This is a genomic window from Pseudomonas sp. AC229 (assembly GCF_979254655.1).
Window position 1 is genome coordinate 376681 of the sequence record NZ_CEEDHK010000001.1, and the last position, 13156, is coordinate 389836.

The following is a 13156-nucleotide window of genomic DNA, read 5'->3' on the forward strand; positions in this document are numbered from 1 at the left end:
AGGTCTAAGCGGGCGCCGAAACGCCCGCACCATTAGTTCTTGATGCGATATTCGGCGCTGCGGGCGTGGGCGGTCAGCGACTCGCCACGGGCCAGCACAGAGGCGCTTTTGCCAAGTTCCGAGGCGCCGTCTGCCGAGCAGTGAATGATCGACGAACGTTTCTGGAAGTCGTAAACGCCCAACGGCGAGGAGAAGCGCGCGGTGCCGGAAGTAGGCAGCACGTGGTTGGGACCTGCGCAGTAATCGCCCAGCGCTTCTGCGGTGTAGCGGCCCATAAAGATCGCGCCGGCGTGGCGAATCTGCGGCAGCCAGGCGTCCGGGTCGGCCACCGACAACTCCAAGTGCTCCGGCGCAATGCGGTTGGCGACGTCGATCGCTTGCTGCATGTCTGCCACTTGAATCAGCGCGCCGCGGGTTTCCAGTGAGGTGCGAATAATCGCCTCGCGCTCCATGGTCGGCAGCAGCTTGGCGATGCTGGCGGCGACCTTGTCGAGGAACTCGGCGTCGGGGCTGAGCAGAATCGACTGGGCGTCTTCGTCGTGCTCGGCCTGGGAGAACAAGTCCATGGCGATCCAGTCCGGATCGGTCTGGCCGTCGCACACCACGAGAATTTCCGAAGGGCCGGCGATCATGTCGATGCCGACTTTACCGAACACATGGCGCTTGGCGGTGGCGACATAGATGTTGCCCGGGCCGACAATTTTATCCACCGGCGGAACGCTTTCAGTGCCGTACGCCAGCGCCGCGACCGCTTGAGCGCCGCCAATGGTGAACACGCGATCAACGCCGGCGATGCACGCGGCGGCCAGTACGATTTCATTGATTTCGCCACGCGGCGTCGGCACCACCATCACCACTTCCGGCACACCGGCGACCTTGGCGGGAATGGCATTCATCAACACCGAAGACGGGTACGAGGCTTTGCCGCCTGGCACATACAGGCCGGCGCGATCCAGTGGCGTAACCTTCTGGCCCAGCACGGTGCCGTCGGCCTCGGTGTAGGTCCAGGAATCCTGTTTCTGTTTTTCGTGGTAGCTGCGCACGCGCTCGGCTGCGACTTCCAGGGCTTCACGCTGTGCTGGCGTGATGCGGGTCAGCGCCAGTTCCAGACGCTCACGCGGCAAGATCAGGTCGGCCATGCTGTTGACGCTAAGGCCGTCGAAGCGCTGGGTGTACTCCACCAGCGCGGCGTCGCCACGCTCGCGCACGGTTTTGATGATGTCGAGTACGCGCTCGTTAACGCCGTCATCCGACACGCTTTCCCAGCTCAGCAGATGATCCAGATGCTTGGAAAAGTCCTGGTCAGCGGCGTTGAGTCGACGAAGAGCAATGGGAGCAGTCATGACGGACCTCGTGATAGACATGGACGTTTAGAGCGGTTGAATGACGGATGCCACATCAACCGGTTCTCGAGCGTCGCTAGGCTACCAAGCTGGCCCCGTGGACGCCCGAGAAAGATGGCTAAGACAGGGCAGCAGCGCGCGACCGATAGCCGCGCGTAGAGGTATTAGCTTCGGTGGTTGGCTTCAACCGCGTCGCGCAGGGTATCGATGAGTTGCTGGATGCGCGCGTGCTGCATCTTCATGGAGGCTTTGTTGACGATCAGGCGCGAGCTGATGTGAGCGATCAGTTCCTGAGCTTCCAGACCGTTCGCTTTGAGGGTATTGCCCGTGTCGACCACGTCGATGATCTTGTCGGCCAAGCCCACCAGCGGCGCCAGCTCCATGGAGCCGTAGAGTTTGATCACTTCAACCTGACGGCCCTGCTCGGCGTAGTAACGCTTGGCCACGTTGACGAACTTGGTGGCCACGCGCAGACGGCCTTTGGGTTCCGGGACGCCAACGGCGCCAGCAGTCATCAATTTGCAGCGGGCAATTTTCAGGTCCAGCGGCTCGTACAAACCCTGGCCGCCGTATTCCAGCAACACGTCTTTGCCGGCTACGCCGAGGTCCGCCGCACCATGCTCGACATAGGTCGGCACGTCGGTGGCGCGCACGATCAGCAAACGCACGTCATCCTGGGTGGTGGGAATAATCAGCTTGCGACTCTTGTCCGGGTTTTCAGTCGGCACGATCCCCGCCTTGGCGAGCAAGGGCAGGGTGTCGTCAAGAATGCGGCCTTTGGATAAGGCGATGGTCAACATGGTGCGCAATGTCCTTAAAACCTGATTACAAGCGGTTGCCCAGCCCCGCCCGGCTTGCTGCCGAACAGGGCCTTGGCTCGACTAGCCCGGCACGCGACGGATTTTCGCGCCCAGCAACTGCAGCTTCTCTTCGATGCACTCGTAACCACGGTCAATGTGGTAGATGCGATCGATCAGGGTGTCGCCGTCGGCCACCAGGGCCGAAATCACCAGGCTGGCGGATGCACGCAGGTCGGTGGCCATTACCGGCGCGCCTTTCAGCGTTTGGGTGCCGGTGACGATGGCGGTGTTGCCTTCAACCTGAATTTGCGCGCCCATGCGAGTCATTTCATACACGTGCATAAAGCGGTTTTCGAACACGGTCTCGATCACCGCGCCAGTGCCTTCGGCAATGGCGTTCAGGGCGATGAACTGCGCCTGCATGTCGGTGGGGAATGCCGGGTACGGCGCGGTGCGCAGGTTCACGGCCTTCGGACGTTTGCCTTTCATGTCCAGCTCGATCCAATCCGGGCCGGTGGTGATTTCGGCGCCCGCTTCCTGAAGCTTCAGCAGAACCGCTTCGAGGATGGTTGGGTCGGTGTCTTTAAGTTTGACCTTGCCGCCGGTGGCCGCTGCGGCGACCAGGTAGGTGCCGGTTTCGATACGGTCAGGCATCACGCTGTAACGCGCGCCGCCGAGACGCTCAACGCCATCGATGGTGATGGTGTCGGTGCCAGCACCGGTAATTTTCGCGCCCATGGCGATCAGGCAGTTGGCCAGGTCGACCACTTCCGGTTCGCGTGCGGCGTTTTCCAGCACGCTGCGGCCTTTGGCCAGGGTGGCGGCCATCATGATGTTTTCGGTGCCGGTTACGCTGACGGTGTCGAAGAAGAAATGCGCGCCCCGCAAACCGCCTTCAGGCGCCTTGGCTTTGATGTAGCCGCCTTCAACGTCGATGATCGCGCCCATGGCTTCAAGGCCACGGATGTGCAGGTCAACCGGACGCGAGCCGATGGCGCAGCCGCCAGGCAAGGCCACTTCGGCTTCACCGAAGCGCGCGACCATCGGGCCGAGTACCAGAATCGACGCACGCATGGTTTTCACCAATTCGTACGGCGCAACCAGCGTTTTAATGGCGCGGGCGTCTACTTCGACGCTGAGCTTTTCGTCGATCACAGGCTCGATGCCCATGCGACCGAACAGCTCGATCATGGTGGTGATGTCGTGCAGGTGCGGCAGGTTGCACACGGTGACCGGCGCATCGGCCAGCAAGGTGGCAGCCAGAATCGGCAAGGCGGAGTTCTTCGCGCCGGAGATGCGGATTTCGCCATTCAGGCAAACGCCGCCGGTAATAATCAATTTATCCATAGGAGTCTCGTCGCCCGTGGGCTTAGGAACGCTCGGCCCAAGCGGCGCGGCTGAAGAATTTCATGGTAACCGCGTGAATTCGGCCATCGGCGATCCACGGGTTGAGGTGGGCATAGATTTGCTGCTGACGTTTGACCGGGCTCATGCCCGCCAATTCATCACTGATCACATTCAACTGGAAATTACAGCCTTCGCCTTCCACGTTGACCTCGGTGTCGGACAGCTTTTCCTCAAGGAGGCTTTTTACTTCTATGGCCTGCATGCTAAACCTCGATCGGCGCCCTACGCGCGCGGGTCGGCCATGATACAAAAAAGCCCCCCGCCTGCGAACCCCGGAAAACGGAACACTGACGGAGGGCTTTGGTTTTTTGCTACCTGGCGCAGCAATGCGCAACGCAACGGCGTTATGCCTGCAACGGCAAAATGTCGAGCAGGCCGGAAACCTCGGCAATTTTTTTCATGTCGTTCGGCAAGCCACGCACTGACAGCTGCTTGCCTGCCTGCTGCGCGACCCGCATGTACGCGAGCAGCAGCGACAAGCCCACGCTGCTCGAATGCTCGACCTGCGCGCAGTCGACCACCACGGTGGCAGTCGGCGTCGCACGAATCAGCTTTTCGCCTTCGCTTCGTAGCGTCGCCCCGGTACGGAAATCGAGCACGCCGACCAGTTGCAACACGCCGTCCGCTTGCTGGCGAATAACGCTATCAGTCGTCATGACCCGCAGCCTTCTGCCCTTCTTCGGTGTTCTTGGCGTTGGCTACAACTTGCGCCCAACCGTCGATGGTTTTGTCCAGGTCGTTGCCGTTTTTCTGCATGGCGTCGGCAAATTGATCGCGGAACAGCTTGCCGATGTTGATGCCGTTGATGGTCACGTTACGCAGCATCCACTCGCCGTTCACTTTGGTCATGGTGTAGTTGACCGGGTACACGGTGCCCTTGGTGTCGCGCACTTCCATGTTCACGCTAGTGCGATCCGGGTCGGACTGCTTGGCGCTGCTGGGCAGTACGCGGATGTCCTGATTGTTGTATTCGAGCAAGGCGTTGCCGTAGAACTCCATCAGGCTGCGTTTGAAGTTTTCCTGGAATCGCTTCATCTGCGCCGGGGTGGCGTTACGGGAATACTTGACCGTCATGATGCTGCGTGAAATGCCGTCGGCATCCACAACCGGGCCAATGATGCGGTTCAGCGAGTCATAAAACTTCTGCGGGTTAGCCTTGTATTGGTCTTTGTTGGCCTTGAGGTCGTTCAACAGCTCGTTTGTGGTGTTCTGTACGATTTCCTGAGGGGCTGGGCCGGCCATGGCAACCAATGGAACCATTGCCAACAGCACCAGCAAACCGCGACGCAGAGCGCTAACCATGCCTGTATTCCTCACTTGGATTCTTTATTAACCGAGTTGATCAAGAACTTACCGATCAAGTCTTCCAGTACTAACGACGACTGGGTGTCGTGAATGGTTCCGCCATCCTTGAGCAGCGCTTCGTCGCCGCCCACGCTGATGCCGATGTACTTCTCGCCCAGCAAACCGGCGGTGAGGATAGACGCAGTGGAGTCTTCCGGCAGGTTATCCACACGCTTTTCCAATTCCATGGTCACGCGCCCGGTGAAGGTGTCGCGGTCCAGGTCAATGGCGGTGACTTTGCCGATGCCGACGCCGGCCATCGTCACCTTAGCGCGCACGGTGAGCCCGGCCAGGTTTTCAAAGTTGGCGTACAGCTTGTAGGTGTCTTGTCCTGCGCCGACGGTCAGGCCGCTCACGCGCAATGCCAGGAGCAGCAAGGCCAACAGACCGGCCAAGAGGAACAGGCCGACACCGATTTCCAGGGTGCGGTTTTGCATCAGAAGTCTCCAAACATCAAGGCGGTCAAGATGAAGTCCAGGCCCAGCACGGCAAGCGAGGCATAAACCACTGTTTTGGTGGTAGCGCGACTGATCCCTTCAGACGTGGGTTCACAGTCATAACCCTGGAACACGGCGATCCAGGTCACTACAAAGGCAAACACGATACTTTTGATCAGGCCGTTGAGCACATCCTTCTCGAACGACACGCTGTTTTGCATATTGGCCCAGAAAGAACCTTCGAACACGCCCAGCCAGTCCACGGCAACCATGGCGCCGCCCCAGATGCCGACCACGCAGAAAATCATGGTCAGCAGCGGCAGCGAGATAAACCCGGCCCACAGGCGCGGCGCGATGATGTACTTGAGCGGGTCGACGCCAATCATTTCCAGGCTCGACAGCTGCTCGGTGGATTTCATGTTGCCGATTTCAGCGGTCAGCGCCGAACCTGCACGACCGGCGAACAGCAAGGCGGTCACCACCGGCCCGAGCTCGCGCAGCAGCGTGAGCGCTACCATCTGCCCCACCGCCTGCTCGGACCCATAGCTGGACAAAATATTGAAGCCCTGCAGCGCCAGCACCATGCCGATAAACAAGCCCGACACGACGATGATCACCAGCGACATCACGCCAACCGAGAACAATTGCTTGATCAATAAATGACCAAAGCCATTGCCGACGTTGCCTCGACCGAACAGCGCGCGCAGCAGAAACAGAGTGGAGCTGCCGAGCGAACCGACCACGTCGATGCCGGCACGGCCAAGCAGGCGAATACGTTCGCCAATGGATTTTCTGCGCATCAACGCGTCCCCAACAGGTCGTCGCGGTAGTCCGCAGCCGGGAAATGGAACGGCACCGGACCATCGGCAACGCCTTGCATGAATTGACGGATGCGCGGGTTATCCGAGGCCATCAATTCTTTCGGCGTGCCGTGGCCGAGTACCTGAGTATCGCCCACCACATAAAGGTAGTCGGCGATGCTGGCGGTTTCGGCAAGGTCGTGGGACACCACGATGCTGGTGATCCCCAGCGCATCGTTGAGCAGGCGGATCAGGCGCACCAGAATGCCCATGGCAACCGGGTCCTGGCCAACGAAAGGTTCGTCGTACATGAGAATTTGCGGGTCCAGCGCGATGGCGCGGGCCAGGGCGACGCGGCGCTTCATGCCGCCCGACAGCTCGTCCGGCATCAGCTCAATGGCACCGCGCAGGCCAACGGCTTGCAGCTTCATCAAGACGATGTCGCGAATCATGTCTTCGGGTAATTCGGTGTGCACGCGCAGGGGAAAGGCCACGTTCTCGAACACATCGAGATCGGTAAACAACGCGCCGCTTTGAAACAGCACACCCATTTGTTTGCGCATGTCGAAGAGGTCGCTGCGCGACAGGTCCGGCAAGTTCTGGCCGTTGACCAACACTTGGCCGCTACTGGGCCGCAGCTGGGCGCCCATTAAACGGAGCAAGGTAGTTTTACCACTCCCGGAAGGCCCCATGATGCCGGTGACCTTGCCGCGCGGAATGGAAATATCGACATTCTTGAAAATGCTGCGCGAACCGCGCATGAAGGACACGCCCTTCAGCTCGACCGCGTAGGCGTGATCGGCACTCATCTGAACTCCTTGGTGCAGCCGCCTATCGGACGCCATGTCTCACGGTGGGGACACCACGGGAGTGAACATGCCGGATAGGGCGGCAACTATATCACCGGCATCCAGCCGCGCCCAAGGTGGAAAACCCGCCAGCGGCAAACCCGGCGCGTGACCGGCGAAGTGCGACGCAGTGATCGCTGCATCAATGCGAGCACATTCGAGGATGAGCCGAACGGGGTTTTATCGTTATAATCCCGGCCTTTTCCCGCGGCCATTGTCTTTACGATATGAACCAGACCCACGACCTGATCCAATCGGCACTGCGCACCGTGCGCCTTGAAATCGAAGCGGTGGAAGGCCTGCTCCCCCGTATTGACGCGGCTTTCGTCAAGGCCTGCGAACTGATTCTGGCCAGTAAAGGCCGCGTAGTTGTGGTCGGCATGGGCAAGTCTGGCCACATCGGCAACAAGATCGCCGCGACCCTCGCGAGCACCGGCACCACCTCATTTTTCGTACACCCGGCCGAAGCCAGCCATGGCGACATGGGCATGATTACCCGTGACGACGTGGTGCTGGCCCTGTCCAATTCCGGCTCAACCGCCGAGATCGTGACCCTGCTCCCGTTGATCAAGCGCCTGGGCATCACCCTGATCAGCATGACCGGCAACCCAGACTCGCCGCTGGCCAAAGCCGCCGAGGTCAACCTGGATGCACGCGTGGCACAAGAAGCCTGCCCACTGAATTTGGCGCCCACTTCCTCCACCACCGCATCGTTGGTACTGGGCGATGCCCTGGCTATTGCCTTGCTGGAAGCACGCGGGTTTACCGCCGAAGATTTCGCCTTTTCCCACCCAGGCGGCGCGCTTGGCCGACGTCTTCTGCTGAAAGTAGAAAATGTCATGCACACCGGCGAGCAATTGCCGAAAGTGCAACGCGGCACGTTGTTGCGCGACGCGTTGATGGAAATGACCCGCAAGGGACTGGGCATGACTGCCGTGCTCGAGGCCGACGGCACACTGGCCGGAATTTTCACCGATGGCGATTTGCGCCGCACGCTGGATCGCGACTTGGATATCCGCCAGGCCACCATCGACGACGTGATGACCGCACACGGCAAAACAGCACGGCCAGAGATGCTAGCTGCCGAAGCCTTGAAGATCATGGAAGACCACAAAATCGGCGCACTGATTGTCGTCGATGACCAGGACCACCCGATTGGGGCCTTCAACCTGGGCGACCTGCTACGCGCTGGAGTGATGTGATGAGTGCTGATTTATTGCAACGCGGCAAGGCCATCAAACTCGCCGTCTTCGACGTCGACGGCGTGCTGACTGACGGCAAGCTGTACTTCCTGGTCGACGGCAGCGAATTCAAAACCTTCAATACGCTGGACGGTCAAGGCATCAAGATGCTGATCAATTCCGGTGTGCGCACCGCTATTATCAGCGGCCGGAAAACCCCGGTGGTTGAGCGTCGCGCGCAGGGGCTGGGCATTCAGCATCTGTACCAGGGCCGCGAAGACAAAATGGTCGTGCTCGATGAGCTTCTAGGCGAACTGGGCCTGAGTTACGAGCAAGTTGCCTACCTTGGCGATGACCTGCCAGACCTGCCGGTCATTCGCCGCGTTGGTTTGGGCATGGCCGTCGCCAATGCCAATGACTTTGTTCGCCAACATGCCCACGGTGTCACCCAAGCCCGCGGTGGTGAAGGCGCTGCGCGGGAATTCTGCGAGCTCATCCTGCAGGCGCAGGACAACCTTGAAGCGGCGCAAGCCGCCTATCTATAGAGCCGACCATGTTGCGCAAACTGCTTCTTACCTTATCGTTTGGCCTCGCGGCGCTGTTGGTAGCGGCGCTCGGCTATTGGAATCTGAACCCGGAAAGTTTGCTGGAGCAGAAACCACAGGCCAGCACCGACAATGCCGTGGACTTCTATGTGATCAACGCCAAAAGCGTCGAATTCCAAGCCGACGGCAAGCTGCACTACGAAATGACCAGCGATAAAGTCGAGCACTTGAAAGACAGCGACAAGAGCCTGGTGACCAAGCCGGACCTGCTGCTGTATCGCGGCGCCGCCGAGCCGTGGCACGTTCAAAGCGAGCGTGGCGAAGTGGCGCCAGGCGGCACCGAGGTCGAGCTGATCGACAATGTGCGCATCGCCCGCACCGACGAAAAAAATCGCCCCACCATCATTACCAGCAGTCGCATGACCGTGTTCCCGGACAAGGAATTTGCGCAGACCCAGCAAGCCGTTAGAATCGAGGCCGCCAATGGAGTGACCACGGCTAACGGAATGAAAGCGTATTTGAAAGACAGCCGGGTGCTCCTGCTGTCCAACGTAAGAGGCCAGCATGAGGTTCGTTAATAAATTCTCCCTTCACACCCTGTCCTTGCTCATGAGTCTGGGTGCGGCGATTGCCAGCTCCAGCGCCTGGGCGTTGCCAACGGACCGCGAGCAACCCATTCGTGTGCAGGCCGACAGTGCTGAACTCGACGACAAACAAGGCGTAGCCGTATACCGCGGCGACGTAGTGATCACCCAAGGCAGCATGAAAATCACCGGCCACACGGTGACTATCACGCAAAACGCCAGCGGCGACATCGAAGTGTTCACCGCCGTGGGCACCCCCGCCTACTACGAGCAGAAGCCAGCGGTAGATAAGCAAATCGTCAAGGCCTACGGCCTGACCATCCAGTACTTCGCTGCTAAAGACCGCATCGTGCTGATCGACCAGGCCAAGGTGATTCAGGAAGGCAACACCTTCGAAGGCGAGAAAATCGTCTATGACACCCAGCGCCAAATCGTCAACGCCGGCCGCGCCAATGGCACCAACGTGACCACCCCGCGCCCACGCATCGACATGGTCATTCAGCCCAAGAACAAACCCGCTGGCGCTCAACCAGCCGACAAACAGGCGCAGTAATGGCGACTCTCAAAGCCCAACACCTGGCCAAAGCCTACAAAGGCCGCCAGGTGGTTCGTGATGTCAGCCTGTCGATCGAAAGCGGCCAGATCGTTGGCTTGCTGGGTCCTAACGGCGCCGGCAAAACCACGTGCTTCTACATGATCGTAGGCCTGGTCAATGCCGATCAGGGGCGCGTACTGATCGACCAGGACGACGTCACCAGCCTGCCCATGCACGGCCGCGCACGTGCCGGCATCGGCTACCTGCCGCAGGAAGCGTCGATTTTCCGCAAGCTGTCGGTGGCCGATAACATCATGGCCATTCTGGAAACTCGCAAAGAGCTCGACAGCGCTAGCCGCCGCAAAGAGCTGGAAAGCCTGTTGCAGGAATTCCACATCACCCACATTCGCGACAGCCTCGGCATGAGCTTGTCCGGTGGTGAACGCCGCCGTGTGGAAATCGCCCGTGCGCTGGCCACTGCACCGAAGTTCATCCTGCTCGATGAACCCTTCGCAGGCGTGGACCCCATCTCGGTTGGCGACATCAAGCAGATCATTCATCACCTCAAAGCCAAAGGCATTGGCGTGCTGATTACGGACCACAACGTGCGTGAAACCCTCGATATCTGCGAGACCGCGTACATCGTCAACGACGGCCAATTGATTGCCGAAGGCGACGCTGAAACCATCCTCGCCAACCAGTTGGTGAAAGAGGTTTACCTGGGTCACGAATTCCGCCTCTAAGAGCGTTCTGTAGCCGCAATCAGATGCGCACTACAGACTTCGATTGAGGACTAGGCAAACGCCTCAGACTTAGGCATATAATTTGCTTCCTGGTGGCGCTTCGGCGCCCTCGTTGTGGAAGCGCGTATGCGCCGGCGAATAAGGTCTTAAGCCCCCTCCATGAAACCATCGCTCGTCCTAAAAATGGGCCAGCAGCTGACGATGACACCGCAGCTGCAACAAGCCATCCGCTTACTCCAACTGTCCACACTGGATCTTCAACAAGAGATTCAGGAGGCGCTGGAGTCCAATCCCATGCTCGAACGCCAAGAAGAAGGCGAGGACTTCGATAACAGCGATCCGCTGGCCGATGGCGCCGAAAGCGCGCCGCCCGCGCCGAACAACGAAGAGTCCTACCAAGACACCAGCTACCAGGAAACCTCGGCACCTACCGTCGACAATCTGGAAGACGGCGAATGGGGCGAACGCATTCCCAATGAGCTTCCCGTCGACACGGCGTGGGAAGACATCTACCAAACCAGTGCCAGCAGCCTGCCATCCAACGACGATGACGAGTGGGATTTCACCACCCGCACCTCGGCTGGCGAAAGCTTGCAAAGCCATATGCTCTGGCAGCTCAACCTGGCGCCGATGTCCGACAAGGACCGCCTGATTGCGGTCACCCTGATCGACTGCATTAACGACCAAGGCTACCTGGAAGAAACCCTCGAAGAAGTGCTGGAGGCGTTCGATCCCGAGTTGGATATCGAGCTCGACGAAGTCGAAGCCGTGCTGCACCGCATCCAGCAATTCGAACCCTCAGGCATCGGCGCGCGCGACCTGCGTGAGTGCCTGTTGCTGCAACTGCGTCAGCTGCCAGCGAAAACGCCGTGGCTGCCCGAAGCGCAGCGCCTGGCCGGCGATTACCTCGACCTGCTCGGCAACCGCGATTACAGCCAACTGATGCGCCGCATGAAGCTCAAGGAAGACGAGCTGCGTCAGGTCATCGAACTGATTCAAAGCCTTAACCCGCGCCCGGGTTCGCAGATTGAAGCGAGCGAGCCGGAATACGTGGTGCCCGACGTGATCGTGCGCAAGCACAACGACCGCTGGCTGGTGGAGCTGAATCAGGAAGCGATGCCCAAGCTGCGGGTTAATCCGCAATACGCCGGCTTCGTTCGCCGCGCCGACTCCAGCGCCGACAACACCTTTATGCGCAATCAGCTGCAAGAGGCGCGTTGGTTTATCAAAAGTCTGCAAAGCCGCAACGAAACACTGATGAAAGTGGCCAGCCAGATCGTCGAGCACCAACGCGGCTTCCTCGACTACGGCGACGAGGCCATGAAGCCGCTGGTTCTGCATGACATCGCCGAAGCAGTGGGCATGCACGAATCAACGATCTCGCGCGTTACCACGCAAAAATTCATGCACACCCCGCGTGGCATTTATGAGCTGAAGTACTTCTTCTCCAGCCACGTCAGCACCTCCGAAGGCGGCGAATGCTCGTCAACGGCGATACGCGCAATCATCAAAAAACTGGTTGCTGCGGAAAATGCGAAAAAGCCGTTGAGTGACAGCAAGATCGCTGGTTTACTGGAGGCACAGGGCATTCAGGTAGCCCGTCGCACAGTCGCCAAATACCGCGAATCCCTCGGGATAGCGCCTTCCAGTGAACGTAAGCGACTGATGTAAACGCCTGACCCGGTTCGCCTGCGAACCTCGCTCTGGCAAGACGGCTACACTGATCCAAGGCCAAAGTGTTCCGGCGACAAGCCCGTTAGCTTGTCTCTTACACACGGCAATAAGGAGAAAGCGGTATGCAAGTCAACATCAGTGGACATCAGCTGGATGTGACCGACGCCCTACGCGACTACATCGACGAGAAGCTCAGTCGATTGGAACGCCACTTCGACAAGATCACCAACGTGCAAGTGACCATGGAGGTCGAGAAGCTCAAGCAGAAAATCGAAGCGACTTTGCACATCGCCGGGGGCGAAGTGGTCGCCAACGCCGAACATGACGACATGTACGCAGCCATCGATCTACTCACCGACAAACTCGACCGCCAACTTATCAAACATAAGGAAAAGCAACTGGGTCGCCTGCAAGGCGCCACAGCTCGCTGACACCATCCCAACCCATGATTCGACTTGAAAATATCCTGACCCCCGGCCGCTCCCTCGTGGGCGTGCCGGGCGGCAGCAAAAAGCGCGTACTCGAACAAATCGCCAACCTGGTCGCCCGCGAGTTGCCCGACCTCGATGGCCAAGACATATTCGAAAGCCTGGTGGCGCGTGAAAAGCTCGGCTCCACCGGCTTCGGCAATGGCATCGCCATTCCCCATTGCCGCCTGCCCGGCTGTACCGCTCCCATTAGCGCCCTGCTGCGTCTCGATTCCGCGGTCGATTTCGACGCCATTGATGGCGCGCCGGTCGACTTGCTGTTTGTGCTGCTGGTGCCGGAAGCGGCGACCGATGAGCACTTGGAATTGCTTCGCCAGATCGCCAGCATGCTTGATCGCAGCGAGGTTCGTGACCAGTTGCGCCACGCCTCAACCAGCGAAAGTCTTTACCAGGTCGTCGTCGACGTACAAAACGGCCGCTAGACGAA

At 59.5% G+C, this 13156-nt stretch carries 17 protein-coding genes; 8 read left to right on the top strand and 9 right to left on the bottom strand.

All coding sequences use genetic code 11. The features are described from left to right. Positions 1-32: 32 nt before the first annotated feature. The 9 genes from hisD to AC0IW7_RS01710 form a co-directional block, all read right to left on the bottom strand. Positions 33-1343, bottom strand: a complete 1311-nt coding sequence (gene hisD, locus AC0IW7_RS01670; protein WP_471815475.1) for a histidinol dehydrogenase — start codon at positions 1341-1343, stop codon at positions 33-35. A gap of 164 nt (positions 1344-1507) precedes the next feature. Continuing rightward, positions 1508-2143: an ATP phosphoribosyltransferase gene (gene hisG, locus AC0IW7_RS01675; RefSeq protein WP_122494326.1), complete on the bottom strand. Its 636-nt coding sequence runs from the start codon at positions 2141-2143 to the stop codon at positions 1508-1510. Positions 2144-2224: 81 nt separating this feature from the next. Beyond that, positions 2225-3490: a UDP-N-acetylglucosamine 1-carboxyvinyltransferase gene (gene murA, locus AC0IW7_RS01680; RefSeq protein ID WP_122494328.1), complete on the bottom strand. Its 1266-nt coding sequence runs from the start codon at positions 3488-3490 to the stop codon at positions 2225-2227. Positions 3491-3512: 22 nt separating this feature from the next. Further along, a complete protein-coding gene (locus AC0IW7_RS01685; protein WP_122452416.1) occupies positions 3513-3752 on the bottom strand; it encodes a BolA family protein in 240 nt (79 codons plus the stop codon). A gap of 142 nt (positions 3753-3894) precedes the next feature. Continuing rightward, a complete protein-coding gene (locus tag AC0IW7_RS01690) occupies positions 3895-4206 on the bottom strand; it encodes an STAS domain-containing protein (RefSeq protein ID WP_471815476.1) in 312 nt (103 codons plus the stop codon). Further along, positions 4196-4852, bottom strand: a complete 657-nt coding sequence (locus AC0IW7_RS01695; protein WP_122494332.1) for an ABC transporter substrate-binding protein — start codon at positions 4850-4852, stop codon at positions 4196-4198. The genes AC0IW7_RS01690 and AC0IW7_RS01695 overlap by 11 nt, the downstream gene beginning before the upstream one ends. 11 nt (positions 4853-4863) lie before the next feature. Then, complete coding sequence (mlaD, locus tag AC0IW7_RS01700) at positions 4864-5331, bottom strand: outer membrane lipid asymmetry maintenance protein MlaD (RefSeq protein ID WP_122494334.1); 468 nt, start codon at positions 5329-5331, stop codon at positions 4864-4866. Further along, the gene (gene mlaE, locus AC0IW7_RS01705) at positions 5331-6131 is read right to left on the bottom strand and encodes a lipid asymmetry maintenance ABC transporter permease subunit MlaE (RefSeq protein ID WP_122494335.1); all 801 of its coding nucleotides are present in this window, start codon (positions 6129-6131) and stop codon (positions 5331-5333) included. The genes mlaD and mlaE overlap by 1 nt, the downstream gene beginning before the upstream one ends. After that, positions 6131-6940, bottom strand: a complete 810-nt coding sequence (locus AC0IW7_RS01710) for an ATP-binding cassette domain-containing protein (RefSeq protein ID WP_471815477.1) — start codon at positions 6938-6940, stop codon at positions 6131-6133. Before AC0IW7_RS01710 ends, mlaE begins: the two co-directional genes overlap by 1 nt. Positions 6941-7206: 266 nt before the next feature. Here AC0IW7_RS01710 and AC0IW7_RS01715 point away from each other — a divergent pair, with 266 nt between their 5' ends. The 8 genes from AC0IW7_RS01715 to ptsN all read left to right on the top strand — a co-directional run bounded on the left by AC0IW7_RS01715 (position 7207) and on the right by ptsN (position 13151). Then, complete coding sequence (locus AC0IW7_RS01715) at positions 7207-8181, top strand: KpsF/GutQ family sugar-phosphate isomerase (RefSeq protein ID WP_471815478.1); 975 nt, start codon at positions 7207-7209, stop codon at positions 8179-8181. After that, entirely contained in the window at positions 8181-8705 is a 525-nt protein-coding gene (locus tag AC0IW7_RS01720; protein ID WP_471815479.1) for a KdsC family phosphatase, read from the top strand. Before AC0IW7_RS01715 ends, AC0IW7_RS01720 begins: the two co-directional genes overlap by 1 nt. Before the next feature lie 8 nt (positions 8706-8713). Continuing rightward, positions 8714-9283: an LPS export ABC transporter periplasmic protein LptC gene (lptC, locus tag AC0IW7_RS01725; RefSeq protein WP_122494344.1), complete on the top strand. Its 570-nt coding sequence runs from the start codon at positions 8714-8716 to the stop codon at positions 9281-9283. Further along, positions 9270-9842 carry a lipopolysaccharide transport periplasmic protein LptA gene (lptA, locus tag AC0IW7_RS01730; RefSeq protein WP_471815480.1) on the top strand — a complete coding sequence of 191 codons (573 nt, stop codon included), beginning with the start codon at positions 9270-9272 and terminating at the stop codon, positions 9840-9842. Before lptC ends, lptA begins: the two co-directional genes overlap by 14 nt. Continuing rightward, positions 9842-10567 carry an LPS export ABC transporter ATP-binding protein gene (lptB, locus tag AC0IW7_RS01735; protein ID WP_471815481.1) on the top strand — a complete coding sequence of 242 codons (726 nt, stop codon included), beginning with the start codon at positions 9842-9844 and terminating at the stop codon, positions 10565-10567. Before lptA ends, lptB begins: the two co-directional genes overlap by 1 nt. 159 nt (positions 10568-10726) lie before the next feature. Next, positions 10727-12238, top strand: a complete 1512-nt coding sequence (locus AC0IW7_RS01740) for an RNA polymerase factor sigma-54 (protein WP_122494350.1) — start codon at positions 10727-10729, stop codon at positions 12236-12238. Positions 12239-12363: 125 nt separating this feature from the next. Next, positions 12364-12672, top strand: coding sequence for a ribosome hibernation-promoting factor, HPF/YfiA family (hpf, locus tag AC0IW7_RS01745; RefSeq protein WP_108096173.1), 309 nt, complete (start codon positions 12364-12366; stop codon positions 12670-12672). Between the two features lie 14 nt (positions 12673-12686). Continuing rightward, on the top strand, positions 12687-13151 hold the full coding sequence (gene ptsN / locus AC0IW7_RS01750) for a PTS IIA-like nitrogen regulatory protein PtsN (RefSeq protein WP_122494352.1): 465 nt from the start codon (positions 12687-12689) through the stop codon (positions 13149-13151). Positions 13152-13156: the final 5 nt, after the last annotated feature.

Coding starts and splice junctions, on each gene's coding strand:
- mlaD (WP_122494334.1), bottom strand. CDS start 5,331: ATGCAAAACCGCACCCTGGAAATCGGTGTCGGCCTGTTCCTCTTGGCC.
- mlaE (WP_122494335.1), bottom strand. CDS start 6,131: ATGCGCAGAAAATCCATTGGCGAACGTATTCGCCTGCTTGGCCGTGCC.
- hpf (WP_108096173.1), top strand. CDS start 12,364: ATGCAAGTCAACATCAGTGGACATCAGCTGGATGTGACCGACGCCCTA.
- ptsN (WP_122494352.1), top strand. CDS start 12,687: ATGATTCGACTTGAAAATATCCTGACCCCCGGCCGCTCCCTCGTGGGC.
- AC0IW7_RS01690 (WP_471815476.1), bottom strand. CDS start 4,206: ATGACGACTGATAGCGTTATTCGCCAGCAAGCGGACGGCGTGTTGCAA.
- lptB (WP_471815481.1), top strand. CDS start 9,842: ATGGCGACTCTCAAAGCCCAACACCTGGCCAAAGCCTACAAAGGCCGC.
- hisG (WP_122494326.1), bottom strand. CDS start 2,143: ATGTTGACCATCGCCTTATCCAAAGGCCGCATTCTTGACGACACCCTG.
- lptC (WP_122494344.1), top strand. CDS start 8,714: ATGTTGCGCAAACTGCTTCTTACCTTATCGTTTGGCCTCGCGGCGCTG.
- AC0IW7_RS01715 (WP_471815478.1), top strand. CDS start 7,207: ATGAACCAGACCCACGACCTGATCCAATCGGCACTGCGCACCGTGCGC.
- AC0IW7_RS01685 (WP_122452416.1), bottom strand. CDS start 3,752: ATGCAGGCCATAGAAGTAAAAAGCCTCCTTGAGGAAAAGCTGTCCGAC.
- AC0IW7_RS01695 (WP_122494332.1), bottom strand. CDS start 4,852: ATGGTTAGCGCTCTGCGTCGCGGTTTGCTGGTGCTGTTGGCAATGGTT.
- AC0IW7_RS01710 (WP_471815477.1), bottom strand. CDS start 6,940: ATGAGTGCCGATCACGCCTACGCGGTCGAGCTGAAGGGCGTGTCCTTC.
- AC0IW7_RS01740 (WP_122494350.1), top strand. CDS start 10,727: ATGAAACCATCGCTCGTCCTAAAAATGGGCCAGCAGCTGACGATGACA.
- lptA (WP_471815480.1), top strand. CDS start 9,270: ATGAGGTTCGTTAATAAATTCTCCCTTCACACCCTGTCCTTGCTCATG.
- AC0IW7_RS01720 (WP_471815479.1), top strand. CDS start 8,181: ATGAGTGCTGATTTATTGCAACGCGGCAAGGCCATCAAACTCGCCGTC.
- hisD (WP_471815475.1), bottom strand. CDS start 1,343: ATGACTGCTCCCATTGCTCTTCGTCGACTCAACGCCGCTGACCAGGAC.
- murA (WP_122494328.1), bottom strand. CDS start 3,490: ATGGATAAATTGATTATTACCGGCGGCGTTTGCCTGAATGGCGAAATC.